The organism is Lichenicola cladoniae, assembly GCF_013201075.1.
Lineage (GTDB): Bacteria > Pseudomonadota > Alphaproteobacteria > Acetobacterales > Acetobacteraceae > Lichenicola > Lichenicola cladoniae.
In genome coordinates this window covers 2,173,100-2,198,639 of sequence record NZ_CP053708.1, presented here as the reverse complement: position 1 = coordinate 2,198,639, position 25,540 = coordinate 2,173,100, and the positions used below count along the sequence as shown (strand labels likewise).

Genomic DNA, 25,540 nt, shown 5'->3' with positions numbered 1-25,540 from the left:
CTCATGCTGTGGATCGCGCAGAAACCATGTGTCGCCCGGACCGTCAATTGCACCGGATGATCCGTTACCGGCCGCCCCGTTGCAGGATCGGCCAGATCTGTTGGGGTGCCGATGGGTCGAGGAGCCTGCCGCCACTTTTGACGGTCAGGTTGGGATTAAGAAAGGGATCGGCCGTCAACGCGTGCCGGTGCCTGGTCGCGATGTAGGCGCTGGTGCGCAGCAGTTGCGGCAGGTTCTCCGGTGCCGAGTCGGGAGTGCGTGTCGAACCTTCGTCGTGGACCAGTACCGCCTGTCGCGCCAGAACGACACGCAGGCCGGCCTCACGAGCGCGAAGGCAGAAGTCGACGTCGTTCCAGGTGACCGGAAGCTGCGCGGCATTCAGCCCATTCAGACCGTCGAATACCGACCGCCTGAATGCCATGCACGCCCCCGTCACGGCCGAGAAATTCTGCCGGTCGGCGTGATGCCCATGCCCGGTGCTCCAGGCATGGGCCGCGACCGGGCCGGGGCCGATGACGATACCGGCGTGCTGCACCTCGCCGCGCGGGAACAGCAGCAGCGCTCCTACCACGCCGACTTGCGGCTGCAGGCAGGCGAATACCATGGCGTCCAGCCAGCCCGGCTCGATACATTCGACATCGTTGTTGAGCAGGACGACAATGTCACCCGACGATGCCCGGACGCCCTCGTTATTCAGGGCCGACCAGTTGAACGCCCCGGGCCTGCGGAGCAACAGGCAGCCCGCTTCCCCGGCTAGCCGATCCAGCAAGGCGATCGCGTCGGGTTCGCTGCTACCGTTGTCGACCAGAACAATCTGGACGTTCGGGTAGTCGGTGCAACGCCTCAGTGAGTTCACGCAGCATGCGAGACGGGACGCGAGATCGCGCGTGGCGATGACCACCGACACGGTGGGGCGCGGCCTGTCCGGATCACGCGGCGCCACCGGCAGTGTCGCGGCCGGCGTTTCGATCCGGTGGCACAGGATTGCCGGGAGATGCACCACCTGCCGGTCACGTGCGTCACGCGTAGCGATTCGGCACCGTGCGATCGGGCCGCCTGCATCGAAGGGGGTACGTGGCTCGCGATAAAGGTGGCTGGCTCGATACAAGGCCAGTGCGCCCATGACGTCGATCCGTTCGGCCGCGTCCGGATCCCAGCCCGCCTTCAGGACCGGCCTCGGCTGCAGCCCGTCCGGTTGCCGGCAATCCTCGTCGCAATAGATCGCAACCGCACCGTGCCGTTTCCGGATCGTCAGTGCGAACAGTGCCAACGCCGTCGGCGCCAAGGTATCGCCGGGCCGGAGCCAGCCGATCCAGTCCGCCAGATCCCCGACGGAACGCTCATCGCTCCGAACGATCCTCGGGTCGACGGGAACACCCTGGCCCGGAGCGGGGCTTCCCGAGAGCAGAAGCCGCCAATGCGGGTAGACCTGCGCACGCAGACTATTGATCGTGGCGACCAGGTCGGGGGTCGTGCCGCCCGGATCGAGTTCGAGCACGAGGTCGATCCGCTTGCGGGACCTGAGCAGCCTCGGCAGCAGGGACGCCAACCCGGCCTCGATCGCGCGCTCGCTCTCCTCGGCCCACAGCGGATAGGCCCAGGCGGGCGTGTCGGCCCGGTCGTCGGGGTCGATACCGTTCGGGAACAGCAGCGGAAGGATCGGGACGGACCGTGCCCGGTCGCTCTGCACAGCTTCGATGATGAACTGCACGATGCCGGAGGCCTCGTTCCAGACCTTCGCGAAACACCGCGCGTCCCGACGGCGTGCGAAACCGCGCAGACTGGGCTGACCGCAGTCCCAGATCGACCTGGCGATGTCGACCGTGCCCTGCCCGGCCCAGAGATGCTGCGCCTCGCCGGAAGCGAGCATCGCGCCGATGAGTTCGGATGCCTCGACCCCAGCGTCCAGCAGACCGGCGTTATGTGCCAGTCCCGGACCATCCGGAGGTCGCTGCAACAGGACACGGTAGAGGTGAGATACCGTGCGGATCGTCTCGAGAGAGTCGATTAGCCGGGTCAGCACGGCTGGTTTCCGCCCGAAACTCGGCGCCTAGAAAATCGGGCAACGCAGCGATCGTGCATCTCGTGATACTAATGCGTGCATCACGATCGCGCTACCAACCTTGGCGAGCATTAAGCCCCGATGATGCTCGCGCCCCCGAGATAGGGTTGAAGCGCCACCGGAACATCGATCCGGCCGTCCGCGCGCTGGTAGTTCTCCATTACCGCGATCATCGCCCGGCCGACCGCGATACCGGAGCCGTTCAGCGTGTGCACGAACTCGGCCGGCCCACTGGCTCCCGGTCGCCAGCGCGCGTTCATCCGCCGCGCCTGGAAATCACGCGTGTTGGAGCAGGAGCTCACTTCGCGCCAGGCTTGTTGCCCCGGCAGCCAAGCTTCGAGATCATACGTACGTGCCGCACCGAAGCCTGTATCGCCTGCACAGAGCAGCATGCGGCGATATGGGAGATCGAGGCGCTCGAGCACCGTCTCGGCGGCCCGGGTCATGCGCTCGTGCTCGGCGTCGCTGTGGTCGGGTTCCACCACCGAGACCAGTTCGACTTTCATGAACTGGTGCTGGCGCAGCATGCCGCGCGTGTCGCGCCCGGCAGCACCGGCCTCGCTGCGGAAGCATGCCGACAGGGCGGTGACCCGGATCGGCAGGCTGCCCGCAGCAAGGATCTCGTCGGCGACCAGGCTGGTCAGCGGAACCTCGGCGGTCGGGATCAGCCAGCGTCCGTCGGTGGTGCAGAAGGACTGGTCGGCAAACTTGGGCAGCTTGTCGGTACCGTACATTGCCGCCTCGTTCACCAGCAGCGGCACGGCGTGCTCGACGTAGCCATGCTCCTCCGTATGCAGGTCGAGCATGAACTGGCCAAGTGCCCGCTCCAGCCGCGCCAATGCGCCGCGCAGCACCACGAACCGGCTGCCGGACAGCTTGGACGCCGCGGCGAAATCCATCAGCCCGAGCGCCTCGCCCAACTCGTAATGCTGCTTCGGCGTGAACTCGAAATTCCGGCGAAGGCCGCGCTCATGCACGACGACGTTGTCGGCTTCGTCACGTCCGTCCGGTACCTCCTCGTCGAGGCGGTTCGGCAATTCGGCAAGTGCCACCCGGACAGCCGCATCCTCAGCCGCGGCTTCCTGCTGCAGGCGATCCATCTCGCCCTTGAGCGATACTGACTCGGCGTCCAGGGCGCTGGAATCGGTGCCGTCACGCCGGGCCTGTCCGGCCTGCTTGGACAGCGCATTCCGACGTGACTGCAGCTCCTGCAAGTCGGTCAGCGCCCGGCGCCTGACCTCGTCGCGTGCCAGGACCGCAGCCGCGACCGGCGCGATGCCGCGCCGGGCCAGGGCCGTGTCGAAGCCTGCGGGATCGGCTCGCAAGGCACGCAGATCGTGCATCAGGTTTCCTCGTCGACGACCGGCTTGGGTTCGACCAGCCGCGCCGTAATGATCGAAATCTCGTAGAGCGCGATCAGCGGCACCGCGAGGCCGGTCTGGGTGATAACGTCCGGCGGGGTCAGGATCGCCGCCGCGATGAAGGCGCCGACATAGGCGTAGCGCCTGACCTTCTTCAGGCCGGCGGAGTTCACCAGTCCGACCTTTGCGCACAGCGTGAGCACGACCGGGAGCTCGAACGCGATGCCGAACGCCATGATCAGCTTCATTACCAACGCCAGGTATTCGCTCACCTTCGCCTGAAGCTGGATCTGCAGCTGCTGATCGTTCCCGGAGCTCGTCTGAAAACTTAGGAAGAAGCTCCAGGCGAATGGAAATACGAAATAATATGCCAGTGCGGCCCCGGCAAAGAACAGGATCGGGGTGGCGATCAGGAACGGCAGGAACGCACGTTTCTCGCTTCGGTAGAGCCCGGGAGCCACGAACATGTAAGCCTGGGTCGCAACCACCGGAAACGAAAGGAAAGATGCGCCGAAGAATGCCACCTTGATATAGGTGAAGAACGCCTCGTAAAGCGCTGTATATATGAGATGTGGCTGTTCACCCTTCTGGCGCATGATATGAGCCAGGGGTTGCGCCAGGAAGAGGTATATCCGCTGCGAGAAATGGTAGCAGAGCAGGAATGCCAGGGCGAAGGCGACGGCCGACCAGAGTAGCCGCTTGCGCAGCTCGACCAGATGCTCGAGCAGAGGCATCGCCTGATCCTTGATGGGATCATCCATCAAAGAGGCACTCCTGTCCTGGTGGTGCGGTCGAGCCGCACTGCCTGCGAATGGACTGCCCGCGGTGGCAGGAAGCTCGGCGGATGCGGCTGTGCCCGCTCGGCCCGCAGGCGCCGTGCTACCGGCGGCGGCACGATCGACGGCGCCGGATCGGCGGCGATCAGGGTTTCATCCTCGGGTCCGGTAAAGCTGTCCACCGTCGCCCAGGACCGGTCCCCAGCTGGGGTGCCGAGCATCGGGCGCACGCTTTCCCGAGACAGCAGGCTTGACCCAGCCGACGCGTCTCCTACTGGAAGCGATTCGGTTGGCGGCGCGAAACGTGGGGCAGTATTCATGTCCGCCAGCGGCCGTTGCTCGAGCGTACGCTTGATCGAGCCGTCCGAGTCCAGTGCCTTCATGATCTGGCCGCGCACGTTGAACGATTTCAGCTGCCGGAGCTGATCGCGCGCCTCGCCGAAATCGGCTTCGCGCACCATGTCGTCGACATGGGTCTGGAACTCGCCGGCCAGCTTGCGGCCCTTCTTGAGCAGGTTGGTGACAGTCCGGATCGCCACCGGCATGTCCTTGGGCCCGATGAACAGCAGCCCGACGACGCCGATCAGTGCGAGCTCGGACCAGGCAAAATCGAACATCTATTCCACGACGTCAGTGAGTGCTCACTCCCTAACACGGCCCTGTCCGGTCAGCTATCCGGCGGATTTCCGGTGGCGTCGAGCACCGGCAGTTCGGTCAGCAATTCCTCGCGTCGCGGCAGGTCGCCTATCGCCTTCAGGCCGAAGCGGCTCAGAAACTCCGTAGACGTACCCCACAACGAAGGCCTGCCGGGCACCTCCTTGCGTCCGACCGGGACGATCAGCGATGCCTCCATCAGCAGGTCGAAGGTCTGCTGGCTGAGCGAGACTCCGCGGATCGTCTCGATCTCGGCCCGCGTGCACGGCTGATGGTAGGCCACGATCGCCAGCGTCTCCATCGCCGACCGCGGCAGGCGGCGCGGTCGCTCGATGACCTTGGTAAGACGCGAAGCCAGGTCCGGCGCGGTCCGGAACTGCCAGCCACCCGCTACCGGCACCAGCGTCACGCCGCGCCCCTTGCAGCTCGAACGCACCTGCTCGATCACCGGCACCACGCCTTCGATCCCGGCCGATACCCCCTGGGTGACCAGCAATTCGCCGAGCGCCTTCTCGCTGACCGGCTCGGCGGATGCGAACACGAAGGCCTCCACCAGGCGGCAGGCGAGGGTGAAGCCTGAATCCAGCGGCTCGATATCGTCCGGCATCATGCGACAGCCTCGACACGACGGAACAGCACCGCCCCGAATTGCTCGTCCTGACGAAGCTCTAGCTCGCCGTTGCGGGCCAGCTCCAGCCCGGCCAGGAGCGTGCCGGCCGTGGCCGCGCGGAGCTGCCTCGGGCCCTGCCCGGCTTCGACCTCCGGCAGGAACCGTTCCAGCGCGATCCAGCCGGTCGCATAGCCTCCGAGCAGCCTCTGCAGCCGGGCCAACGCATCCTGCACGGTCCAGAAGCTGGTCGGCTTCGGCCGATACACATGTCGCCGCGCGGTGCGCCTGCATGCAGCCAGGTAGGCGCCGAGCAGTTGGCCGAGATCCAGCGACAGGCCGCTGCGATCGATCTCGAGCAGGTTTTCGAAAGCGCCACGGCGGAAAACGTCGCGGCCGAGCTGTGGTCTCGCCTGCAGCCACGCGGCAGCCTCACCGATCCGCGCCAGCTCGAGCAGCCGGGCCTGCAGCACCGAGGCTGCCTCCTCGGCCTCCTCGGTCGCGACCTGGTCCTCGGGCAGCAGCAGCCGCGACTTCAGCCAGGTGAGCCATGCGGCCATGACCAGCCAGTCGGCGGCCAGCTCGAGCCGGACCAGTCGCATCTCGTCCACCACTGCCAGGTACTGCTCGACCAGCTGCAGGATCGAGATACCGGCGAGGTCGACCTTCTGGTTCCGGGCTAGTTCCAGCAGCAGGTCCAGAGGGCCCTCGAACCCGTCCAGTTGCAGCAGCGGCGCCTGGCTCGGTGCCGCGGGCGAGGACGCCTCGCTCATGCGAGCAGACGCTCTCGCTCCGATGCGAGCAGATCCGGGTCCAGCTCCACGCGATAGTCGGACGCCATCTTCCGGGCTGCGGCGAGACGCTTCAAGGCAGCCTGGCTCGGGCCCGAGACGGTCTCCAGCACGCCACGCGTTTCATCGAATACGCCCGAGCAATGAAGTGCGATGTCGCAGCCGGCCCGCAGGCTGGCCTGGGCCACGCCTCCCGGATCGCCGGACACCGCATGCATCGCGAGATCGTCCGAAACCAGCAGGTTGTCGAACCCGATCCGGCCACGAATGACATCCTGGATCACGCTCCGGGACAGCGTCGCCGGATGCACCGGATCGACCTGCCGGTAGCGGATATGGGCCGTCATCATCCAGGGCAGCCAGGACAGTTCGCGGAACGGGACCAGGTCGGCCTCGTCGACATCGTCCAGTTCGGGCAGTGCGAGATGGCTGTCGAGCATACCCCGGCCATGCCCTGGTGCGTGCTTGCCGACAGGCTGGACGCCCGCGGCGAGCAGGCCGCTCGCCATAGCGCCCGCAAGTCCCGCCACCTCCATCGGCTTGTCCGAGTAGGCACGGTCGCCGATCACTGCACTGGCACCCGGAACCACGAGATCGAGCACCGGTGCGCAGACTACGTCGAAGCCTGTTCCGGCGCAGTCGTGCCCGATCAACGCGCCGGTCAGGAATGCCGCGCGGATCCCTGCGGTCCGATCACGCCGATACAGCAGGCCGATCGCCGCCGCCGGCGGATGCTCACGCCATTCGGGCGGACGAAGCCGGGCCACGCGGCCGCCTTCCTGATCCACCATCAGCAACGCATCAGGGACGACACGCCTTATCGAAGCCGCAAGTCCAACGACTTGTACCTTGTCGATGATGTTGCGCTTGAACAGAATAACGCCGATCGGCGGATGGCGGGATAAAAGCGCGCTCTCGTCGGGACTCAGCGCCGTTCCAGCCAACCCGACGATTGCCGCTCTCGTCTCCGGCGTCATGTCAGAAGTCGGCCAGGGTGCAGGCGATGCCGAGCGCCTTGGCATGGCTGCAGAATGACGTCGCCTCCGTGGCAGTGCCGAACCCGGCGGTGCGCAGGCGGAAGAAGTTCTTCCCGCCATGGCTGAACGGTATGATGACTGGTGTACGATGCGCGAACAGGCTCGGCGCCCGACGCGACAACCTGGCCCATTCCGACTGGGCTGCCGCCTGGGTTTCTACGGCGGCGAGTTGCACGGCCATGCCGTGTTGTGGCGGTGGTGCCGCAGGACGCTCGGCCGGGGTTGGTGCCACGGGCTCCTGATCTTCGGCATCGCTGCCAGCTGGTGCCGCCGCCGCATCCGGCGCAGTGGCCGACTTGCCTTCCGATGGTGCCGCAACAGCCGGCTCCGCAGACGCCGATGCCGCGGGTGATGCCGTGTCAGATGGCGGTGCAGCCTGGATGGCAGGCGCCTTGGCTGGAGCGACGGCCGGTGCGGGAGCCGCATCAGCCTGTCGCGCGGCATCGACCTGAGCCTGCAGGGCCTGCGGTTGCGCGGTTTCCGGGCCGGGTGCCAGTCCCGAAGCCGCCGAGCCGTTGCTCTGGGTGAGGTTCTGCACGCCGCTCAGCTGCATCCCGCCCGGATCGATCGGCTTGATCCGCACCGGGCCTGCAGGAGCATCGACGATCGGGATGCCGGTCTCGTGGTGCCCGACCAAAGACCAGCCGCCGACCACGACTACCAGCAGGGCCCCGATGCCACCGGCGAACAGGGCCAGCAGCTTCGTCCCGGGATCCATGCCCTTCGGACGCTTGTAGTCGGTCAGGTCGGGATCGTTCATCGCATTTCCTCGACCGGCGTGACCCCAAGAACGGCCAGCCCGGATCGAATGACGGTGGCAGTCGCCTCGACCAGCGCGAGTCTTGCGCGAGTCTCGACCGGTCGATCGGCTTGCAGGAAGCGCAGCGTGGCATCATCGCGCCCACGGTTCCACAACATATGAAAGTCACCTGCGAGATCATTGAGATAGAACGCAACCCGGTGCGGCTCGCGAGCCTGCGCGGCACTCTCGACCAGCCTTGGCCAGTTGCTCAGCCGGCGGATCAGCGCGAGCTCGGCGTCGTTGCCCAGCGTATCGACCGGCACCGAAGCGAGCGACGCGGAGTCGATAGGGCCGATCCCGTCCAGCTCGGCGGCGGCACGCAGGACGGAGCGGCAGCGGGCATGTGCGTACTGGACGTAGAATACCGGGTTGTCGCGCGTCTGGGCGACCGCGAGATCGAGATCGAACTCCATCTGCGCGTCCGGCTTGCGCGTCAGCATGGTGAAGCGGACCGCATCCCGGCCGACCTCGTCGAGTAGTTCGCGCAGTGTGATGAAGGTCCCGGCGCGCTTGGACATGCGCACCGGCTGGCCGTCGCGGATCACGTGCACGATCTGGCAGATCACCGCCTCGAACGTCACTGGCCGGTCCGGTGCATAGGAGGGAGCGATCGCCTTCACGGCTGCCTTCATGCGGGCGACGTAGCCGCCATGGTCGGCGCCGAGCACGTCGACCAATACGTCGGCGCCCCGGGCGATCTTGTCGCCGTGATAGCCGATGTCGTTGGCGAAGTAGGTGTTGCTGCCGTCCGACTTGCGCAGCGGCCGGTCCACGTCGTCGCCGAACTGGGTCGCACGGAACAGCGTCTGCGGACGGGCCTCCCAGTCGGCCATGATCTTGCCCTTGGGCGGCTCCAGCACGCCCTCGTACAGCAGCCCGGCCTCGTCGAGCCTGGCGATTGCCGCGTCCGCAACGCCGGCCGCCAGGATCTCGCGCTCGGAGGTGAACACGTCATGGCCTACCCCGAGTTGCGCCAGATCCTCGCGGATCATCCGCAGCATCCAGTCGAGAGAGAAGTCGCGCACCGTGTCGAGCCAGATCGCCGGGTCGGCCGGACCGAGGTCGGGCGTGGCCAGGCCCGGACCATGTGCGGCCGCGAGCGCTTCGCCGACCGGGACCAGGTAGTCGCCGCGATACTGGAGGGCACCGCCGGGCACCAGGGTCTCGAACTCTGCCTCGGTGATGGATGTGCCGATCGCCTCGAGGTAGCGCCAGTAGACGACCCAGGCGAGGGCCGCGACCTGGTTCCCGGCATCGTTGACGTAGTATTCCTTGATGACCCGATGGCCGGCCTTCGACAGCAGGTTGGCGAGCGCGTCCCCGACCACGGCGCCGCGGCAATGCCCGACATGCATAGGGCCGGTCGGGTTCGCCGATACGTATTCGATGTTGATGGTGATGCCGTGGCCGATGACGCCGTCGCCATAGGCATGGCCGTCTCGAAGGATCGCCGGCAGCACCGCCTGCAGCGTGGCCGGCGCCAGGGTGATGTTGACGAAGCCGGGCCCCGCCGGTTCCGCATGAACCACCCCCTCGCCGGCTGCCAATAGGACCGCAAGCTCGGCGGCGATGTCGCCCGGCTTGCGGCGGGCCGGCTTGGCCGCCAGCAGCGCGGCGTTGGTCGCCATGTCGCCATGCGCGGGGTCGCGGGTCGGCGTGACCTCGACGCGTGCCGCGACGTCTTGGGGCAGGTCCGGCACGATCCGCGCCAGCGCCTCGACGACACGGGTCCGATACAGCGCAAAGAGGTTATCGGACATCATGATCCATTCGTGAGCAGGCAGGCGGGCGACAGGCGCGGTTTCAGCCCGGTATGCACGGGTCCGTCAACCAGGGGGGCTCCCGGGCCGAGAGACGCGCACGCCGAACGCGTTATACGCTGCATCCCCGCCCCGACGCGCACTCCAAGGTCAACCAATGAAAGGCTTCGCACGGCCGGTCTTCAAGAATCACCCCGGAGACGCTATCTAGGCTGCATGGACATCGCCATGACGACCAATGCTGCCGACGCAGGTCTTCCTCCACCGGGCTCGTTCTCGGTCTCCGAGCGGGCGGCGGCGCGAATTGCCGAAATAGTCGTGTCCCAGCCCGGCAATACCGGACCGGCCTCGCAGGCATTGCGGGTCGCCGTGCTGGCCGGCGGCTGCAGCGGCTTCCAGTACAGCTTCAAGCTGGACCCGGACATGGCGGCCGACGACCACGTGATCCAGGCCGGGCAGGCCCGGGTCTTCGTCGATCCGGTCAGCCTCGACCTTCTTGGCGGCGCCCAGCTCGACTACAGCGACGCGCTGATGGGGGCACATTTCACCGTGCGTAATCCGAATGCGACCTCGTCCTGCGGCTGCGGCACCAGCTTCTCGATGGACTGAGCGCGGCCAGGACCAACGCCGTGAAGATCGCGACCTGGAACGTCAACTCGGTCCGGCAACGCCAACCACACGTTACGCGCTGGCTAGAGATCAATTCGCCTGACCTGCTGCTGCTGCAGGAGATCAAGTGCGAGACCAGGGCCTTCCCGGCGGAAAGCTTCTCGAGCCTTGGCTACGAGAGCGTCGCCGTCGGGCAGAAGGCCTATAACGGCGTCGCCATCCTCTCCCGCCTGCCCTTCACGGTCACCCAGCGCCATCTCCCCGGTCTCGAACTACCCGAGACCGGCGAGCACCAGGCACGCTATGTCGAGGTGGAAGCGGGCGGCATCACTGTCGGGAACCTATACCTTCCGAACGGCAACTCCGGCGGTGCCGACGGCTATGCCGCAAAGCTCGCCTGGATGGATGCGCTGACCGCCCATGCACGGACGTTGCTTGCTGCCGAGACCGACTTCATTCTTGCCGGCGACTATAATGTCTGCCCGACCGACGACGACATGGCCCCCGGAATCATGGGCGCGGACGATGCGCTGGTGCGCCCGGAGACACGCGAACGGTTCCGCGCCCTGCAGTGGCTCGGCCTCACCGACGCGGTCCGGGCGGTGACGCCGCGTGGATCCGTCTATACCTTCTGGGACTATCAGGCGGGCTGCTGGCCGCGCGACCGCGGTCTGCGGATCGATCACGCGATGCTGTCGCCGCGTGTCGCCGAACGTCTGCTTGACGCCGTCCCCGACCGTGCCGTGCGCGACGAAGTGCAGCCGTCCGATCACGTGCCGATGGTCGTGACACTCCGCTAGCTTGGTCGAGGATGCGCAGCCGGTCGAATGACCGGTCTGTGCGGGAAGCCATGCACGCGAGCGCGATCTCCACCGACGGATGTGCCTGCGCGGGGTGCGGTTCTTCCAGCCATCAGGGTTGCTCGTGCAATGCGTGCGCAACATGCGCTTCGTCGATGGGACCATGGCGGGATAGATTGCCGGGGTCTGCAACCCGAGGCAACGATGTCGGTAACGCACTTCCTGCCCCTGGCCTTGTTCGTGCTGGTGTCCACGATCACCCCAGGGGGTGCCACGACGCTGGCCACCGCGTCGGGTGCGCATTTCGGCTACCGCCGTTCCCTGCCGCTGATGACCGGCATCGCGGCAGGGCTTGCATCCATGGCGGCCTCTGCCGCAGCGGGGCTGGGAACCCTCATCCTCGCGCTGCCCTCGCTGCAGCTTGTCATGAAGCTTGTCGGCTCCGTTTACTTGCTATGGCTGGCCTGGAAGATTTCCCGAAGCGGTCCGCCGCATCTGAACGCGAAGGTGGCCAAGCCGACACGCTTTCTCGGTGCAGTCTGGCTGCTCTGGCATAATCCGAAAGGGTGGGCGATGACGCTGGGTGCGGCGGCCTCGTTTGCCGCGCTCACCGGCAATCCGCTGCAACTCGGTGTCTTACTCGGCGGGTTTTTCGCTGTCGGGGCACTGCTGTCGCTTTCCCTCTGGTGCCTCGCCGGTCTCGTGCTGGCACGCCTGCTCCGGACGGACGCTCAATGGCGGATCCTGAATTCCGGGCTCGGCGTGATGCTGGCCGCCTCGATCGCACCCATGTGGTTCGAGTAACCGGCACGACGCATCCCAACTCATTCCAAAATGCTGCAGAGCAACAATATTCTTTAAAAACTCCGCGTAACGGATGCGCGAGATTCATGTCGACAACCAATAATACTATTGTATGGTTATTCCGTCGCACGCCTCAGAGAAGGCGGCAGGGAAGGAACCAGAATGAAGCTCAATCGCATTGCCGTTGCAGCCGCGCTCACCGTCACGCTCGGTGCGAACGCACATGCCGCCGGCCAGCTCGTCGTCGGATTTGCTCAGGTCGGTTCGGAGTCCGGCTGGCGCGCCGCCGAGACCAAGACCGCGAAGATCCGCGCGACGCAAAACAACATCGACCTCAAGATTTCCGACGCACAGCAGAAGCAGGAAAACGAGATCAAGGCCGCACGCTCGTTCATCGCCCAGGGCGTGGACGGCATCTTCATCGCGCCGGTCGTCGCCACCGGCTGGGACGGCGTGCTGCGCGAGGCCAAGGAAGCCAACATTCCGGTGTTCCTGCTGGACCGCCAGATCGAGACATCGGACCCGTCGCTCTACACCGCGGCAGTGACGTCGGACACCATCCTCGAAGGCCACATGATCGGCGATTACCTGGCCGGGCTGACGCATGACAAGTGCCGTATCGTCGAGCTCCAGGGCACCGTCGGCTCCAGCCCGGCGATCAATCGCAAGAAGGGCTTCGAGGAAGCCATCGCCGCCCACCCCGACATGAAGATCGTCCGCAGCCAGTCAGGTGACTTCACGCGGTCGGGCGGCAAGCAGGTGATGGAGAGCTTCATCAAGGCCGAAAATAACGGCCACGATATCTGTGCCGTGTTCGCCCACAACGACGACATGGGCATCGGCGCGATCCAGGCGATCAAGGAAGCCGGCCTGAAGCCGGGCAAGGATATCCTGGTGGTCTCGATCGACGGCGTGCCCGACATGTTCAAGGCGATGGCCGACGGCGATGCGAACGGCACCGTCGAGTTGTCTCCCGACATGGCAGGCCCTGCAATGAAGGCCCTGATCGCGCTCAAGACCGACAAGACCCAGCCCGCGAAATGGATCAAGACACCGTCGACCTTGTTCACGCCGGCCACTGCGCAGGCGGAATACGATCGTCGTAAATCGATGTACTGACGAAACCGGCACTGGGCCTGTCCGTGACGATGTCCGGTGAAACGACAGCAGCGGCGAACAACGCGCCGCTGCTGGTTATCGAAGGTCTCAGCCGCTCCTACCCGGGCGTTCGGGCGCTGGACGGTGTCGATCTACGGCTGTTTCCCGGCGAGATCCACGCGTTGTTGGGCGAGAACGGTGCGGGCAAGTCGACGCTGATCAAGGTGTTGACCGGCGTCGTACGCCGCGACGCCGGCACGATCCTGCTCGATGGCGAGCCGATCGCGCCAGCCGACGTAGCTGATGCCGCGGCCTGTGGGATCGGCACGGTCTACCAGGAAGTCAATTTGCTGCCGAACCTATCGGTCGCGGATAATCTGTTCATCGGGCGTCAGCCGACCCGGTTCGGGCTCGTCGACCGTGGCGCCATGCGCGTGCAGGCACGTCGCATCCTGTCCGGCTACGGGCTCGATATCGACGTGAAGGCGACGCTTGGCACGTTCTCCGTGGCCGTGCAGCAGCTGATCGCGATCGCCCGCGCCGTCGACCTGTCCGGCCGGGTGCTGATCCTCGACGAGCCGACTGCGAGTCTCGATGCCGAGGAAGTCGAGCGCCTGTTCTCGACATTGCGTACGCTACGCGCGCAGGGCATGGCGATCCTGTTTGTCACGCACTTCCTCGATCAGGTCTACGCTATTTGCGATCGTATCACCGTCCTGCGCAACGGCAAGCGGGTCGGCGAGAGGCTGACGTCCGAGCTTCCACGCCTGCAGCTCGTGCAGATGATGCTGGGACGCGAACTGGCCGGCGACGCGTTGTCACGCCGTCGCAGTGGCGATGCCGGTGAGGTGCTGGTCCGGTTCGAGCAGTACGGCAGGCGCCGCCTGATCGCTCCGTTCGATCTCTCGGTACGACGCGGCGAAGTGGTGGGCGTCGCCGGGTTGCTCGGTTCCGGGCGCACCGAAACCGCCAAGCTGTTGTTCGGCGTCGAGCGGGCCGATAGCGGCCAGGCCATCGTACGCGGCAAGCCGGCACGCATCCGCTCCCCCCGCGACGCGGTACGGCTCGGGTTCGGATACTGCCCGGAGGAGCGCAAGACCGAAGGCATCGTGGCTGAACTCTCGATCCGCGAGAACATCGTGCTGGCGCTGCAGGCGCGGCGCGGCTGGCTTCGGCGGCTCCCGCGTTCCGAACAGGACGCGCTGGCGAACCGTTTCATCAAGATGCTCGATATCCGCACCCCGGATGCCGAACGGCCGATCGGAATGCTGTCCGGCGGGAACCAGCAGAAGGCGCTGCTGGCGCGCTGGCTGGCAACCAAGCCGGAATTCCTGATCCTGGACGAGCCGACCCGGGGCATCGATGTCGGAGCACATGCCGAAATCATCCGTCTGATCGAGGAGCTCTGCGCGGACGGGCTGGCCCTGTTGGTGATTTCGTCCGAGCTCGAGGAAATCGCCGCCTACTCGGACCGCGTCGTGATCCTGCGCGACCGGCGCCATGTCGCCGAACTTGGACCGTCCGAAGTCAGCGTCGACCGCATCATGACCACGATCGCGGGGGCCGCATGATGAACGCTGTCTCGCCGCCGGTGCGTCCCGAAACCCCGACCGTACCGACGAAGCGGCGTCCACGCGTCGCCTTCGCAGGATGGCCGCAGATCCTGGCACTGGCCGTGGTGTTGCTGGCCGATCGCCTGGTGTCGCCCGGCTTCTTCCATGTCCACATGGTCGATGGCCGCCTGTTCGGCAGCATCATCGACGTGCTCAACCGCGGTGCGCCGGTGGCCCTGCTGTCACTCGGCATGACCTTGGTGATCGCGACGCGTGGCATCGATCTTTCGGTCGGTGCGGTGATGGCGATCAGTGGCGCCGTCGCCGCTACGCTGGTCAATTCCGGAACATCGTTGCCATTGGTGCTGGCGGCCTCGATCGGTGCCGGGCTGCTGTGTGGATTGTGGAACGGGATCCTGGTGGCGCTGCTGCGTATCCAGCCGATCGTCGCCACGCTGATCCTGATGGTCGCCGGCCGCGGCATCGCGCAGCTGATCACCGGCGGCCAGGTCGTGACCTTCGACAGCCGTTCGCTGGGTGCGATCGGCACCGGTGCCGTATTTGGAATACCGGTGCCGGTGCTGCTGGTCGCGGGCATGGCGGGGCTGACCCTGGCACTGACCAGGCTGACGGCACTCGGACTGTTCATCGAGGCGGTCGGGGCAAACGAGCGATCGAGCGCCTATGCCGGTATCGGCGCGCGTGGCGTGCAGATCTCGGTCTACGTCTGGAGCGGACTGTGCGCGGCGCTGGCCGGCCTGGTCGTCGCCGCCGACATTCACGGCGCCGACGCCAACAACGCCGGTCTCTGGCTCGAGCTCGATGCGATCCTCGCCGTCGTGGTGGGCGGGACGTCGCTGTTCGGCGGCCGCTTCCGGCTGGTGCTGTCGCTGATCGGCGCGGCGATCATCCAGGCCCTGAATACCGGGATCCTGCTGTCCGGTATCCGGCCGGAATACAACCTGATCGTCAAGGCGCTGGTGGTCCTGGCCGTGCTGCTCCTGCAATCCCCGGTCACCCGGAATGCACTGCCTGTTCTTCGTTCAGGCTTCAGGAAGAACTCATGAACCGCCGCACTTTGCCGCTGGTGGTGACCATCGCGGTCTTCCTGCTCGGCTCGATCGCCTGCTCGCTGCAGTTTCCGCACTTCGCCTCGACGCGCGTATTCGCCAACCTGCTGACCGACAACGCGTTCCTCGGCATCGTCGCCGTCGGCATGACGTTCGTGATCATCTCCGGTGGGATCGACCTGTCGGTGGGCTCGGTCATCGCATTCACCTGCGTGTTCCTGGCGATCATGATCCAGCGCCTGCACGTGCCGCCGTTCGTGGCGTTCGCCCTTGCCCTGTTGATCGCGGCCGGGTTCGGCGCGGTGATGGGCGCGATCATCCACATCTTCCGGCTCCCCGCGTTCATCGTGACGCTGGCTGGAATGTTCTTCGCGCGAGGCATGTGCTTCGTGCTGAGCACGGACTCGATCCCGATCAGCGTTCCGCTCTACGCAAACCTCTACAAGCATGCGATCCAACTCCCCGGCCGCGGCACGCTGTCGGTGATCGCGATGATCATGCTTGCCGTGGTGGGGATCGGCATGGTGGTCGCGCATCTCAGCCGCTTCGGCACCAACGTCTATGCGCTCGGCGGCAGCCGCGTCTCCGCCGAATTGATGGGGGTGAAGGTCGGCCGCACCACGATCGGCATCTATATGCTGTCCTCGACCCTGGCGGGGCTCGCCGGGATCGTGTTCTCCTTCTACACCGGCGCCGGGTCCTCGCTGGCCGCGACCGGCGTCGAGCTGGACACCATTGCTGCCGTAGTGATCGGCGGAACCCTGCTCAGTGGCGGCGTCGGAACCGTATTCGGCACCTTCGTCGGCGTTCTGATCCAAGGCCTGATCCAGACCTACATCAGCTTCGACGGCACGCTGTCCTCATGGTGGACGAAAATCGCGGTCGGCGTTCTGCTGTTCGGCTTCATCCTGATGCAGCGGGTGCTGGTGGCCACCGCGTCGCGTGGCACCGCACATGCCTGATCATCGGGACAGCTCGCGAAGCCGGCCGATCCGGTGACGGAACCCGCCATGCGGCGCCGTTTGCGGGTGCAGTCCCGGTCGGTGCAGGGCGTGGTGACACGGGCACTGGCCAGCCTGATCCTGAAGGGCGAGATCTCCGAGGGCTCCGTGCTTCCCAACGAGGCCGAGCTGATGTCCCGGTTCGGGATGTCGCGCACCGTGTTGCGTGAGTCCATCAAGACCCTTTCCGCAAAAGGTCTGGTTGAATCCCGTGCAAAAATCGGCACCCGCGTGCTCGCGACGCAGCGCTGGCAGATGTTCGACCCGGACATACTGGCATGGCGGATGGCGCTCGGCATCGATGCCCGTTTCATGACTGAACTGGTCGAGATCCGCCAGGTGATCGAGCCGGCGGCGGCGGCACTTGCCGCGGCACGGCGACAGCCATCGCATCTCGACCGCATGCGTGCGGCGTTGCGCGTCATGAGCCAGCCGGCCCAGACCGCACAGGGTTTTGCGGACGCCGATCTCGCCTTCCATCTCGCTGTGCTGGACGCGTCTGCCAACTCGATGATGCGCGGTATCGGGGCGGTGATCGAGACCGCCCTCGCCGCCTCGTTCATGCTGTCCTCGCCGGTCGACGATCCGGTGCGGCAAGGCAACTCGGTCGCCAAACACTGCAGGATCGCGGATGCGGTGGAAGCCGGGGACCAGCCTGGCGCTTCGGCCGCCATGGAGGCGGTGATCATGGATCCCGCGGTTCGCAACATCGAGGCATTGAGGAGCGGCGGCTCGAAACTACAGCCTCAAACTGAACGCCCGGCGAGCTCCTCGCTACCCTGACATTCGGCGAGCCAGAGCCTCAGGACAGCACCAGCACATCCTGCCGCAAGGGGAGCAGCTTGGTCTTGTGCGCCGGTTCGACATGGATGCTGATCACAGCCTCACCGACCGCTTCACGAATGCTCTGCTCGATGCGGTCGCAAACCATGTGCGCCGCATCGACGGTGAATCCGCCGGGAACCACCAGGTGGAAATCGACGAAGGTCATCCGCCCCGCGACCCGCATCCGCACGTCATGCGCCTCGATGGCGCCCTGACCGCCGTGCACGATCGCGCGGCGGACCGCATCCGCCTCGCCCAGGTTGGTGACTTCATCCATCAGGCCGCCGACCGACTGCCGCAGCAGCCCGTAGCCGCTCCTGAGGATGTTGAGGGCGATGAAGATCGCGACCAGCGGATCGAGCCAGGTCCAGCCTGTCAGAGGTACGAGTCCGAAGCCGGTCAGTACCGCACCGGTGGTCCAGACATCGGTCATCACGTGCCGTCCGCCCGCCACCAGCGCCGGCGATTTCGAGATACGGCCTTCGCGCAGCAGCACCAGGGCCCAGAGCAGGTTGAGCATGCCGGCGGCCGCATTGACCCCGATACCCAGCAGCGGGGCATGCAGGACCGGCGGCTGGTGCCATCCGTCCCAGGCCGCGCTGCAGATCATGACGGAGGTTGCCAACACCAGCATTCCCTCGACCACGGCGCTGAGATACTCGGCCTTGTAGTGGCCGTAGGGGTGGTTGGTGTCGGCCGGGCGGGCGCTGTACCAGAGCGCCAGCAGGGCAGTCGCCGCGGTGACCACGTTGATGACGGTCTCGATCGCATCTGAATAGAGCGCGACGCTGCCGGTCAGCCAATACGCCGCCGTCTTCATGCCGAGCACGACCAAGCTGATCAGCAGGCTGGCCCATGCGACACGCAGCGTCTTTTTCATTCCTGAATGCGCTCCCTGCCCCGGTGTTAATACCGTCCCCGGCCTCTGCCCTCTGTCCACTTCATCCGCAAGCGCGATCGCGCTGCCGATATCATCCATGCCGTCCCAGCAGGATGACAATGCTCCCGACCAGGCAGAGCGCGACACCCGCCAGGTCCCAGCGGTCCGGACGCAGTCCCTCCACCGCCCACATCCAGACCAGAGCGGCAGTGATGTAGATACCACCATAGGCCGCGAATGCCCTGCCGGCAGACGCGCTGTCGATCCGCGTCAGAAGGAGCGCGAACGCCATCAGCGATACCAGCGAGGGCAGCAGCCACAACCATGACCGCCCCTCGCGGGCCCACTGCCAGAAACCGAAGCATCCGGCGATCTCGGCCAGCGATGCCATGACGAAGGCGAGTGCCGTGATCATCGGGATGCCGGTCCGGGGCCGGCCGGGATACTCCGGCTGCGATACACCACCGGCCAGTGCTCCGGCGCGAGGCCATGACAGGCGATCATCAGCCGGGCCAGCGTCAGCCGATAGCGGACGCCGTCCCAGTGATACACGCGCTGGTCGCCGCAATCGCCGAGCCCCCGCCTGGGCTCGGTCGCCACGATCTCCATCCCGTCACGCCCGACCTGCGCATTGATCAGCTGTCCCGGCTGGCCCGGGCCAACCTGTGGCGGGGACCAGAATGCCGCCGGAGCGGCCCGGTGACCGGCGTCGGTCAATACGAACAGCGAGCTGCTATCGAAATTGCCGCTACCGCACGGCACCTGCCACAGTGCGACGGTCGCGGTCAGGCTCCAGGCAGCCGGCGCGCGTGATGGATCGTCGGCATCCTGGTGGCCGCAGGCACGAACCACCGGCAACGTGCTCACCATCAAAGGGACCCGATGCGGATCGGCCGGGCGCAGTATGCCGGCCGGCGGCGACTGGACCACCGGCAGCGGCTCAGGCTGGCGATGCTGCCGCGTCTCGATCCAGTCGAGCGCGGTGCCGGCGCCGGCCAGCCGGATCGTCCCGAGGCTGCCAAGCTTTCCATCCGCATGCGCGCCGCCAACATGCTGGCCTACCAGCGACAGGCGTCCGCCCGCGCGCAACATCGACACGAGCGACGCTGTCGCGGCGGGGCCCAGGGCGCCTCGCAAGGGGCCGGCGCCGACAGAAGCCTGCATCGGCATCGTGACGGATGGACCGCGTCGCCCGGGCTGCAGCCGAACGGACGCCGGATTGCTCGGAGGGTCGGGTTGCAGCAGCATTATTGTCGTGATCGGCGCTCCGCGCGGATGGCTCAGGATCAAGGTCGCCGCCGTGTCATCGGCCCCGAACCCGTCCAGAACGCAGTCGAGCTGGTTGTCGCAGGTTGCCAGCCAGTCGCCGAACGCCTGCGATGCCGGCTCGCTGCGAGGTGGCGGCGGTGGTGCGGCGTGTCCGGCGGATGCCAGCAGGACCGCTCCGCAGAGGACCGATGCCGCGCTGACTGTCCTGTGCATGACGATCGCGACCGTCAGAGCCTGCTTGGCACGTCGTAATGGTCGGCGGAGGCCTGTCGTGGCCGTGGTGTGGGTTCTTGAGATGGCGACGGGATCACGGAACCCTCGATCAGGTGAGCCCCAGGAATACCACAAAGGCCGGAAGTGCCAGATGCGGCCGATCGACACGGACTGACAGCCGGTGAGTGAGCCTGGATCGCCCGGCCGCAGCCGGCTCAGGCACGAGCACACGACGATGCAGAGCCACTACCGGCTTCCGGCGACTGCAGCAGCCGCCGGAAGCCGGGCAGGAGCAATGCCTAGAACACGAAATGCAGGAGCCAGTACAGGCTGCCCGCGAGCAGGATCGCCACCGGCAGGGTCAGTACCCAGGCCAGCCCGAGATTGCGCAACGTCCGCATCTGCAGGCCCGAGCCGTTGGCCGCCATCGCGCCTGCCACGCCGCTGGACAGGATGTGCGTGGTCGATACCGGCAGGCCGTAGCCTTCGGCGAGCCCGATGGTCACGGCGGCGACGATCTCGGCTGCCGCGCCCTGCCCATACGTCATGTGCGTCTTGCCGATCTTCTCTCCGACGGTGACCACGATCCGCTTCCAGCCCACCATGGTGCCAAGCCCGAGTGCCACCGCGACCGAGACCTTCACCCAGACCGGGATGAAGCGGGTGCCGTGGTTGAGGTCCCCGGCATAGGTCTTGAGAACCGCGTCATCGCTTGCCGAGAAATGTGCGCCGGCCTTGGGCAGCGTTCGGACTGCTTCGGCCGCCAGGTACATGTCGTTGCGGACGTTGGAGACCGCCTCGGCGGGCACGCGGCGAATGGCGCCGTAGCTGCCGATCTGGGTGGCGATATCGGTCGAGAGCGATGCCAGCGCAGCATAGACGACCGGGGTGTCGAGCTGCTTGGTCTTCAGGGCATTGGCAACGACACCCCGCGACTTGCCCGGGTCGACCGCGGCCGATCCGTTCGAATGCGCCTGGAAGATCGTCGCGGCCTGTTTGCTGGCCTCGACGAAGGCCGGCGTGTTGCTTTCCGGTATGGCGCGGTTGAGAGCAAAGGCCGTGGGGGCTGCGCCGATCAGGATCAGCATGATCAAGCCCATGCCCTTCTGCCCGTCATTGCCACCGTGCGAGAGCGATACGCCGGTGCAGGTCACGATCAGCAGGCCACGGATCCAGAGCGGTGGCGGCTTGTCGCCTTCCGGCGCCTTCCACAGATCGGGGCGGCGGATCAGCAGCTTGCCGAGCAGCAGCAGGCCACCGGCTGCGACGAACCCGATCAGCGGACTGAAGATGAGTGCCTTGAGCACCTTGAATGCCTGGTCCCACTGTACCCCGGAGCTGACGACGCCGACCGGCGTCATCAGCTGGTTGGCGAGGCCGACACCGAGGATCGAGCCGATCAGCGCGTGCGACGAGGAGTTCGGGATGCCGAACGCCCAGGTCGCCAGGTTCCAGATGATCGCCGCCAGCAGCAGTGCGAAGATCATCGGATAGCCGGATGTGCTGCCCGAGTTGAGGATCAGGTCGATCGGCAGCAGGGTGATGATCGAGTAGGCCACCGCGCCGGAGGACGTCAGCACGCCGAGGAAATTGAAGAACCCCGACCACACCACCGCGATCGGGGGCGCCAGGCTGCGGGTGTAGATGACGGTCGCGACCGCATTCGCGGTGTCGTGGAAGCCGTTGACGAACTCGAAGCCGAGCGCGATCAGCAGGGCGAGGCCCAGCAGGACGAGCGTCCCGATCGCCAGTGGTGCAGCGTGGGTCTCGTGCATGTCGGACACCAGACCATAGATCGCGTATCCCAGGCCTCCGGCGAGCAACACCACGAAGAGGATGGCACTTGAAATGCCGGGCAGGCCACGTTTCTGTCGCTGCCCGGTATCCGTTTTCGCAAACGGGCTTCTTGTATCGAGGGTAGCGTCCGACATGGAACAACCTGCTTAAGTTCTGTCCAATCTTCTAGACCAGGGCTTGAAAGACGGCACCGTTTAGAACGTGACGTTTCGATGACATCTGTACTGCGGCGTTGCGGTCTGGTCGCCCCTCAGGCTGTAGCTTGCTTCGGCCGGGCCACGCTCTGGTCGGCAGGCCAGCCGGCTGTCCCGCCGAGGCCCTGTGGCCAGCTCCGGCCGACCCGCCAGCGACGGACCAGCGCCCCGGGTCGGCGCGGCCAGAACCTCAGATGGCCTGATCCAGCCTTGGGTGTGCCAGGCTAAGGGATGGCCAGGGTGATGTGTTGCGCGCTTCTTGCAGTGTGCGCATCCTGTCTGCCTGCGGAACGACCGGCTCGGGCTGAACGCTTGTCCGCGGGTTCGGGGCCGGGTTCATCTTGTTGATACTCACACCCGGACGTTCTCGAGTTGCCGCGGTATGGACCGCCCAGGAGATATCCGGCATGGACGTCATCGCCAGCCTGGCCGATCTGGAAATCAAGATCGCCGAGTGTAACCACATCCTGGCGCATGACTCCGACGACGCGATGCGGCGGCTGTTCAACAGCTTCCGGATGGATTTTTCGAGCGAGGCGCCGGCAGATCCATTCAGCCCGGCCTATCGCGACTTCCAGATGACGCTCTACCGCACGATCGCCGGCCGGTCCTATGAAATCCTGAACGAGCGCAGCCATTTCGATACCGTCGGCAAGGCGGCCTGTCCGTTTCCGTACTACCTGAAAAGCTCCTGGACTGCCGGTCACCATCTGCTGGCGATCGGCTACATGCTCTGCAAGCTCGAGCTACCGCCGGGAGCGCGCATCCTGGAGTTCGGCCCGGGCTGGGGAAACACCACGATCGAGCTCGCGCGCATCGGCTTCGATGTGACCGTAATCGACATCGAGCCCAATTTCCTGGACGTGATCTGCCTGCGCGCGGCGACGGCCGGCGTCACCGTCACGACGATCGAGGACGACTTCTTCCATGCCGAGACGGTCGAGCAGCCGTATGACGCCGCGTTGTTCTTTGCCTCGTTCCACCACTGCGACGATCACATGCGCCTGCTGCGCGCCCTGCATCGGGCAGTGGTGCCCGGCGGATCGGTCTATCTCGCCTCGGAGCCGATCATTGCGCAGTATGGAACCCCGTGGGGCGTGCGAATGGATGGAGAGGCGCTGTGGGCTGCGCGTAATTTCGGCTGGCTTGAACTCGGCTTCGACGATGTCTACTTCCGCGAGGCGCTTGCACGGACCGGCTGGCACGGCACCTTCCATCCTTGCGGGACAGTGCCGTGGGCCTCGGTATGGCATCTGCAACGGTTGGACGACCTCCCCCCGGCAGCAGCTGCTTCCCCGGTGGAGGTCCAGGCCGACCCGGATTGCGGCGCTCCCACGGCCCTCGCCCACGCGGCACCGATCGACCCGGTTCCCCTGGACACGGACGATGCGGACTGGGCATCGCGTGAACTGGAAGCCGTCTATCGCTCGACCTCATGGCGGATCACCCGGCCGTTGCGTGCACTTCGCGGGGCACTGACCCGATCGACGTGAGCAGGCATTTCACCGGTGCCGCCGCCCGCCATCTCGCGTCCGCAATCTTTCACGATCGCGCTCGTGCTTGTCACGCTGGTCATGTTCGGATGGACCATCCAGCGCGGGCAGGACGTCAACTGGGATCTCCAGAACTACCATCTCTACGACGCCTATGCGCTCCTGCACGGTCATCTGCATGCCGACGTGGCGCCAGGTGGCGCGCAGAGTTTCCTGAATCCGCTGCCATACCTGCTACCCTACATGTCCCGGCGGGTGCTTTGGCCGATCGCCGCCGGATTGCTGGTCACCACGACGCAACTGGCCGGGGTGATGCTGATCTGGGCGATCGCCTGGCGAACCGGAACGGACCTTGCTCACCGAGGCTGGGTCGCCGTCGCCGCCGCGCTGGCCGCGTGCACCGGGGCGATCGTGCTGACCGAGACGGGCACCAGCTTTTGCGACCTGGTCCTTGCGGCACCGGCCTTGTCGGGGCTGCTTCTGGTGCTGCCCGGGGCGCCCGAACGCCAACAGCGCCGGTCACTCCGGATGCTGGTCGCAGGCTTCTTCGTCGGCATCGCAGTCGGATTAAAGCCGACGAACGCGTTCCTGTTGCCGGCCCTGGCTGCTTCGGCAATCGTTGCCAGTCCCTCTGAAACGACCTTGACGGGTATCGTCGGAACTCTCGGATTGCTCGGCGCAGGCGTGGTCCTCGGTGGCACACTCTCCGACGGCGCCTGGGCGTGGCTGATGTGGCGACATTATTCGAGCCCGATGTTCCCGTTCATGAACACTATCTTTCAGTCGCCGTCGGCCGGGCTTACGGATTTCAGTGACCCCCGCTACCACTGGCAAGGCATCGGTCACGCGTTGCTGCTGCCGCTCGCGCTGGCGTTCGGCTCGGATGCGGCAAGCGAGATCGTCGTGCGCGATGTCCGCCTCGCGGTAGCGTTGCCCGTCGCAGCGTTCATCGCGGCGTACTCCGCCTGCCGGCATCTGTCCCCCCGTGCCGTATCGCAGCCGCCGGATCCGCTTGCAGCTCTCGCAGTCTGGCTGCTCGTCGGCTCCGGCTTCTGGCTCCTGCTCTGCCCGATCCAGCGCTACGCGGTTTCACTGGAAATGTTGGCCGCCGCGATCATCCTGCTCGCCGTAGCCAGGACGTTCGCCAGCCACTGGCGCCTGCCGGGGGTCGTGGTAGCCCTGTCGGTCCTGGTCGTCACCACCCGGTCCGCCGACTTCTTCCATCGGCCGTGGGCGGACAGATATGTCCCCCATCTCCCTGCAGGCGTGCCTGCGGACCAGGTGTTTGGCCTGCTGTCACAACCGCAGGGCTATTGGGCCACCGTCGCCCCACGGCCCGGTCACGCCTTCACGCTGGAAAGCAGCCTCGTCGACCAGGGCGGCCATCTGGAACAGCGTCTCGACCACATCGTCAGTCAGGCCGGCGACCGCCTGTGGCTGCTCGACTTCGACACCGAGATCGACCCGACGATCCGCGCCGCGATGAGCAGGCACGGGATCACGCTGGCGTCACCGTGTCTTCGGACACCGAGCATGGTCTGGCTCGATACGGTGTTCTGCCACGGCCGTCTCGTCGGTGCGCGCTCCTATGCCGCATCCGACCTAGCGCTGGACAAGCCGGTCCTGTTCTCCTCGACGGGATCAGGCCTGATCTACGAGATCAGTGGCTGGTATGCGACCGGCCGCGACCAGACCTGGGCCACGTCGAAGAATGCCGTGCTGGCGTTCCATACCCCACCGACATCCGGCAAACTCGTCCTGGCGCTGGCCCTGAACGGACCACAGGGTGCGCCGCCGCACCGGATGTCGGCGCAAGCCGGCGACGGGCCGGTCGCGAAGTGGACACTCGACGGCAAGAAACTCGAGCAGCACCTGCTGTGTGTGGGGCCGGGCCGGCAACGGGGAGACGTCGTGCTGGTCCGCTTCGAGACCAGCGATATCCGCTCGCTCAACGAACTGCATATCAGCGCCGAGCCACGACATCTCGCGTTCGGGCTTCAGGACATGACACTACGACAGGCACGTCCGCAGGAATGTCTCTGACACAGGCTGGCGCCGGTCCCCCATGGACCGGCTTGACGGCT

23 protein-coding genes are annotated in these 25,540 nt (G+C 66.1%); 10 read left to right on the top strand and 13 right to left on the bottom strand.

All coding sequences use genetic code 11. The features are described 5' to 3' along the window. Window positions 1–64: 64 nt before the first annotated feature. The 9 genes from HN018_RS10185 to HN018_RS10145 all read right to left on the bottom strand — a co-directional run bounded on the left by HN018_RS10185 (window position 65) and on the right by HN018_RS10145 (window position 9,850). Window positions 65–2,023, bottom strand: coding sequence for a glycosyltransferase family 2 protein (locus HN018_RS10185; RefSeq protein WP_171833963.1), 1,959 nt, complete (start codon window positions 2,021–2,023; stop codon window positions 65–67). A gap of 110 nt (window positions 2,024–2,133) precedes the next feature. After that, window positions 2,134–3,405, bottom strand: a complete 1,272-nt coding sequence (serS, locus tag HN018_RS10180) for a serine--tRNA ligase (protein ID WP_171833964.1) — start codon at window positions 3,403–3,405, stop codon at window positions 2,134–2,136. Beyond that, window positions 3,405–4,184 carry a twin-arginine translocase subunit TatC gene (tatC, locus tag HN018_RS10175; protein ID WP_239479193.1) on the bottom strand — a complete coding sequence of 260 codons (780 nt, stop codon included), beginning with the start codon at window positions 4,182–4,184 and terminating at the stop codon, window positions 3,405–3,407. Before tatC ends, serS begins: the two co-directional genes overlap by 1 nt. Further along, window positions 4,184–4,816 (bottom strand): Sec-independent protein translocase protein TatB, encoded by a 633-nt coding sequence (gene tatB / locus HN018_RS10170; protein ID WP_171833965.1) that lies wholly within the window; start codon window positions 4,814–4,816, stop codon window positions 4,184–4,186. The genes tatC and tatB overlap by 1 nt, the downstream gene beginning before the upstream one ends. A gap of 50 nt (window positions 4,817–4,866) precedes the next feature. After that, window positions 4,867–5,463: an SMC-Scp complex subunit ScpB gene (gene scpB, locus HN018_RS10165; protein WP_171833966.1), complete on the bottom strand. Its 597-nt coding sequence runs from the start codon at window positions 5,461–5,463 to the stop codon at window positions 4,867–4,869. Then, complete coding sequence (locus HN018_RS10160; protein WP_171833967.1) at window positions 5,460–6,233, bottom strand: segregation and condensation protein A; 774 nt, start codon at window positions 6,231–6,233, stop codon at window positions 5,460–5,462. The genes scpB and HN018_RS10160 overlap by 4 nt, the downstream gene beginning before the upstream one ends. Then, entirely contained in the window at window positions 6,230–7,228 is a 999-nt protein-coding gene (nagZ, locus tag HN018_RS10155) for a beta-N-acetylhexosaminidase (protein WP_171833968.1), read from the bottom strand. Before nagZ ends, HN018_RS10160 begins: the two co-directional genes overlap by 4 nt. Before the next feature lies 1 nt (window position 7,229). Continuing rightward, window positions 7,230–8,048, bottom strand: a complete 819-nt coding sequence (locus HN018_RS29095; protein WP_171833969.1) for an SPOR domain-containing protein — start codon at window positions 8,046–8,048, stop codon at window positions 7,230–7,232. Further along, window positions 8,045–9,850, bottom strand: a complete 1,806-nt coding sequence (locus HN018_RS10145; RefSeq protein WP_171834132.1) for an arginine--tRNA ligase — start codon at window positions 9,848–9,850, stop codon at window positions 8,045–8,047. Before HN018_RS10145 ends, HN018_RS29095 begins: the two co-directional genes overlap by 4 nt. 228 nt (window positions 9,851–10,078) lie before the next feature. On the opposite strand from HN018_RS10145, the gene HN018_RS10140 reads away from it, so the two are divergent. The 8 genes from HN018_RS10140 (at window position 10,079) to HN018_RS10105 (ending at window position 17,568) form a co-directional block, all read left to right on the top strand. After that, on the top strand, window positions 10,079–10,459 hold the full coding sequence (locus tag HN018_RS10140) for a HesB/IscA family protein (protein WP_171833970.1): 381 nt from the start codon (window positions 10,079–10,081) through the stop codon (window positions 10,457–10,459). A 20-nt stretch (window positions 10,460–10,479) separates the two neighbouring features. After that, window positions 10,480–11,259 carry an exodeoxyribonuclease III gene (locus tag HN018_RS10135; RefSeq protein ID WP_171833971.1) on the top strand — a complete coding sequence of 260 codons (780 nt, stop codon included), beginning with the start codon at window positions 10,480–10,482 and terminating at the stop codon, window positions 11,257–11,259. A gap of 204 nt (window positions 11,260–11,463) precedes the next feature. After that, window positions 11,464–12,063, top strand: a complete 600-nt coding sequence (locus HN018_RS10130; protein WP_171833972.1) for a LysE family translocator — start codon at window positions 11,464–11,466, stop codon at window positions 12,061–12,063. Window positions 12,064–12,225: 162 nt separating this feature from the next. Continuing rightward, window positions 12,226–13,182 carry a galactofuranose ABC transporter, galactofuranose-binding protein YtfQ gene (ytfQ, locus tag HN018_RS10125; protein ID WP_171833973.1) on the top strand — a complete coding sequence of 319 codons (957 nt, stop codon included), beginning with the start codon at window positions 12,226–12,228 and terminating at the stop codon, window positions 13,180–13,182. A gap of 29 nt (window positions 13,183–13,211) precedes the next feature. Then, a complete protein-coding gene (locus tag HN018_RS10120; protein WP_171834133.1) occupies window positions 13,212–14,732 on the top strand; it encodes a sugar ABC transporter ATP-binding protein in 1,521 nt (506 codons plus the stop codon). Continuing rightward, window positions 14,729–15,781, top strand: a complete 1,053-nt coding sequence (locus HN018_RS10115) for an ABC transporter permease (protein WP_239479191.1) — start codon at window positions 14,729–14,731, stop codon at window positions 15,779–15,781. The genes HN018_RS10120 and HN018_RS10115 overlap by 4 nt, the downstream gene beginning before the upstream one ends. Continuing rightward, on the top strand, window positions 15,778–16,746 hold the full coding sequence (yjfF, locus tag HN018_RS10110; RefSeq protein ID WP_171833974.1) for a galactofuranose ABC transporter, permease protein YjfF: 969 nt from the start codon (window positions 15,778–15,780) through the stop codon (window positions 16,744–16,746). Before HN018_RS10115 ends, yjfF begins: the two co-directional genes overlap by 4 nt. Before the next feature lie 48 nt (window positions 16,747–16,794). Further along, on the top strand, window positions 16,795–17,568 hold the full coding sequence (locus HN018_RS10105; protein WP_171833975.1) for a FadR/GntR family transcriptional regulator: 774 nt from the start codon (window positions 16,795–16,797) through the stop codon (window positions 17,566–17,568). Between the two features lie 19 nt (window positions 17,569–17,587). Here the strand turns inward: HN018_RS10105 and HN018_RS10100 are convergent, their stop codons facing one another. From HN018_RS10100 to HN018_RS10085, 4 genes are all read right to left on the bottom strand, one after another. Next, window positions 17,588–18,490, bottom strand: a complete 903-nt coding sequence (locus tag HN018_RS10100) for a cation diffusion facilitator family transporter (protein ID WP_171833976.1) — start codon at window positions 18,488–18,490, stop codon at window positions 17,588–17,590. Window positions 18,491–18,581: 91 nt separating this feature from the next. Beyond that, entirely contained in the window at window positions 18,582–18,905 is a 324-nt protein-coding gene (locus HN018_RS10095) for a YnfA family protein (protein ID WP_171833977.1), read from the bottom strand. Continuing rightward, complete coding sequence (locus HN018_RS10090; protein WP_171833978.1) at window positions 18,902–19,972, bottom strand: DUF1176 domain-containing protein; 1,071 nt, start codon at window positions 19,970–19,972, stop codon at window positions 18,902–18,904. Before HN018_RS10090 ends, HN018_RS10095 begins: the two co-directional genes overlap by 4 nt. Before the next feature lie 299 nt (window positions 19,973–20,271). Further along, complete coding sequence (locus HN018_RS10085) at window positions 20,272–21,903, bottom strand: inorganic phosphate transporter (RefSeq protein WP_171833979.1); 1,632 nt, start codon at window positions 21,901–21,903, stop codon at window positions 20,272–20,274. A gap of 467 nt (window positions 21,904–22,370) precedes the next feature. On the opposite strand from HN018_RS10085, the gene HN018_RS10080 reads away from it, so the two are divergent. Both HN018_RS10080 and HN018_RS10075 read left to right on the top strand, forming a co-directional pair. Next, entirely contained in the window at window positions 22,371–23,456 is a 1,086-nt protein-coding gene (locus tag HN018_RS10080) for a class I SAM-dependent methyltransferase (protein ID WP_171833980.1), read from the top strand. Between the two features lie 15 nt (window positions 23,457–23,471). Continuing rightward, window positions 23,472–25,499 (top strand): glycosyltransferase 87 family protein, encoded by a 2,028-nt coding sequence (locus HN018_RS10075; protein ID WP_171833981.1) that lies wholly within the window; start codon window positions 23,472–23,474, stop codon window positions 25,497–25,499. Window positions 25,500–25,540: the final 41 nt, after the last annotated feature.

Bases quoted from the DNA above. Each gene is read 5' to 3' on its own strand.
- yjfF (WP_171833974.1), top strand. From the start codon at position 15,778: ATGAACCGCCGCACTTTGCCGCTGGTGGTGACCATCGCGGTCTTCCTG.
- HN018_RS10140 (WP_171833970.1), top strand. From the start codon at position 10,079: ATGACGACCAATGCTGCCGACGCAGGTCTTCCTCCACCGGGCTCGTTC.
- nagZ (WP_171833968.1), bottom strand. From the start codon at position 7,228: ATGACGCCGGAGACGAGAGCGGCAATCGTCGGGTTGGCTGGAACGGCG.
- HN018_RS10145 (WP_171834132.1), bottom strand. From the start codon at position 9,850: ATGTCCGATAACCTCTTTGCGCTGTATCGGACCCGTGTCGTCGAGGCG.
- tatC (WP_239479193.1), bottom strand. From the start codon at position 4,184: ATGGATGATCCCATCAAGGATCAGGCGATGCCTCTGCTCGAGCATCTG.
- HN018_RS10100 (WP_171833976.1), bottom strand. From the start codon at position 18,490: ATGAAAAAGACGCTGCGTGTCGCATGGGCCAGCCTGCTGATCAGCTTG.
- scpB (WP_171833966.1), bottom strand. From the start codon at position 5,463: ATGATGCCGGACGATATCGAGCCGCTGGATTCAGGCTTCACCCTCGCC.
- HN018_RS10120 (WP_171834133.1), top strand. From the start codon at position 13,212: ATGTCCGGTGAAACGACAGCAGCGGCGAACAACGCGCCGCTGCTGGTT.
- tatB (WP_171833965.1), bottom strand. From the start codon at position 4,816: ATGTTCGATTTTGCCTGGTCCGAGCTCGCACTGATCGGCGTCGTCGGG.
- serS (WP_171833964.1), bottom strand. From the start codon at position 3,405: ATGCACGATCTGCGTGCCTTGCGAGCCGATCCCGCAGGCTTCGACACG.
- HN018_RS29095 (WP_171833969.1), bottom strand. From the start codon at position 8,048: ATGAACGATCCCGACCTGACCGACTACAAGCGTCCGAAGGGCATGGAT.
- HN018_RS10115 (WP_239479191.1), top strand. From the start codon at position 14,729: ATGATGAACGCTGTCTCGCCGCCGGTGCGTCCCGAAACCCCGACCGTA.
- HN018_RS10160 (WP_171833967.1), bottom strand. From the start codon at position 6,233: ATGAGCGAGGCGTCCTCGCCCGCGGCACCGAGCCAGGCGCCGCTGCTG.
- HN018_RS10080 (WP_171833980.1), top strand. From the start codon at position 22,371: ATGGACGTCATCGCCAGCCTGGCCGATCTGGAAATCAAGATCGCCGAG.
- ytfQ (WP_171833973.1), top strand. From the start codon at position 12,226: ATGAAGCTCAATCGCATTGCCGTTGCAGCCGCGCTCACCGTCACGCTC.
- HN018_RS10085 (WP_171833979.1), bottom strand. From the start codon at position 21,903: ATGTCGGACGCTACCCTCGATACAAGAAGCCCGTTTGCGAAAACGGAT.
- HN018_RS10130 (WP_171833972.1), top strand. From the start codon at position 11,464: ATGTCGGTAACGCACTTCCTGCCCCTGGCCTTGTTCGTGCTGGTGTCC.
- HN018_RS10095 (WP_171833977.1), bottom strand. From the start codon at position 18,905: ATGATCACGGCACTCGCCTTCGTCATGGCATCGCTGGCCGAGATCGCC.
- HN018_RS10105 (WP_171833975.1), top strand. From the start codon at position 16,795: ATGCGGCGCCGTTTGCGGGTGCAGTCCCGGTCGGTGCAGGGCGTGGTG.
- HN018_RS10090 (WP_171833978.1), bottom strand. From the start codon at position 19,972: ATGCACAGGACAGTCAGCGCGGCATCGGTCCTCTGCGGAGCGGTCCTG.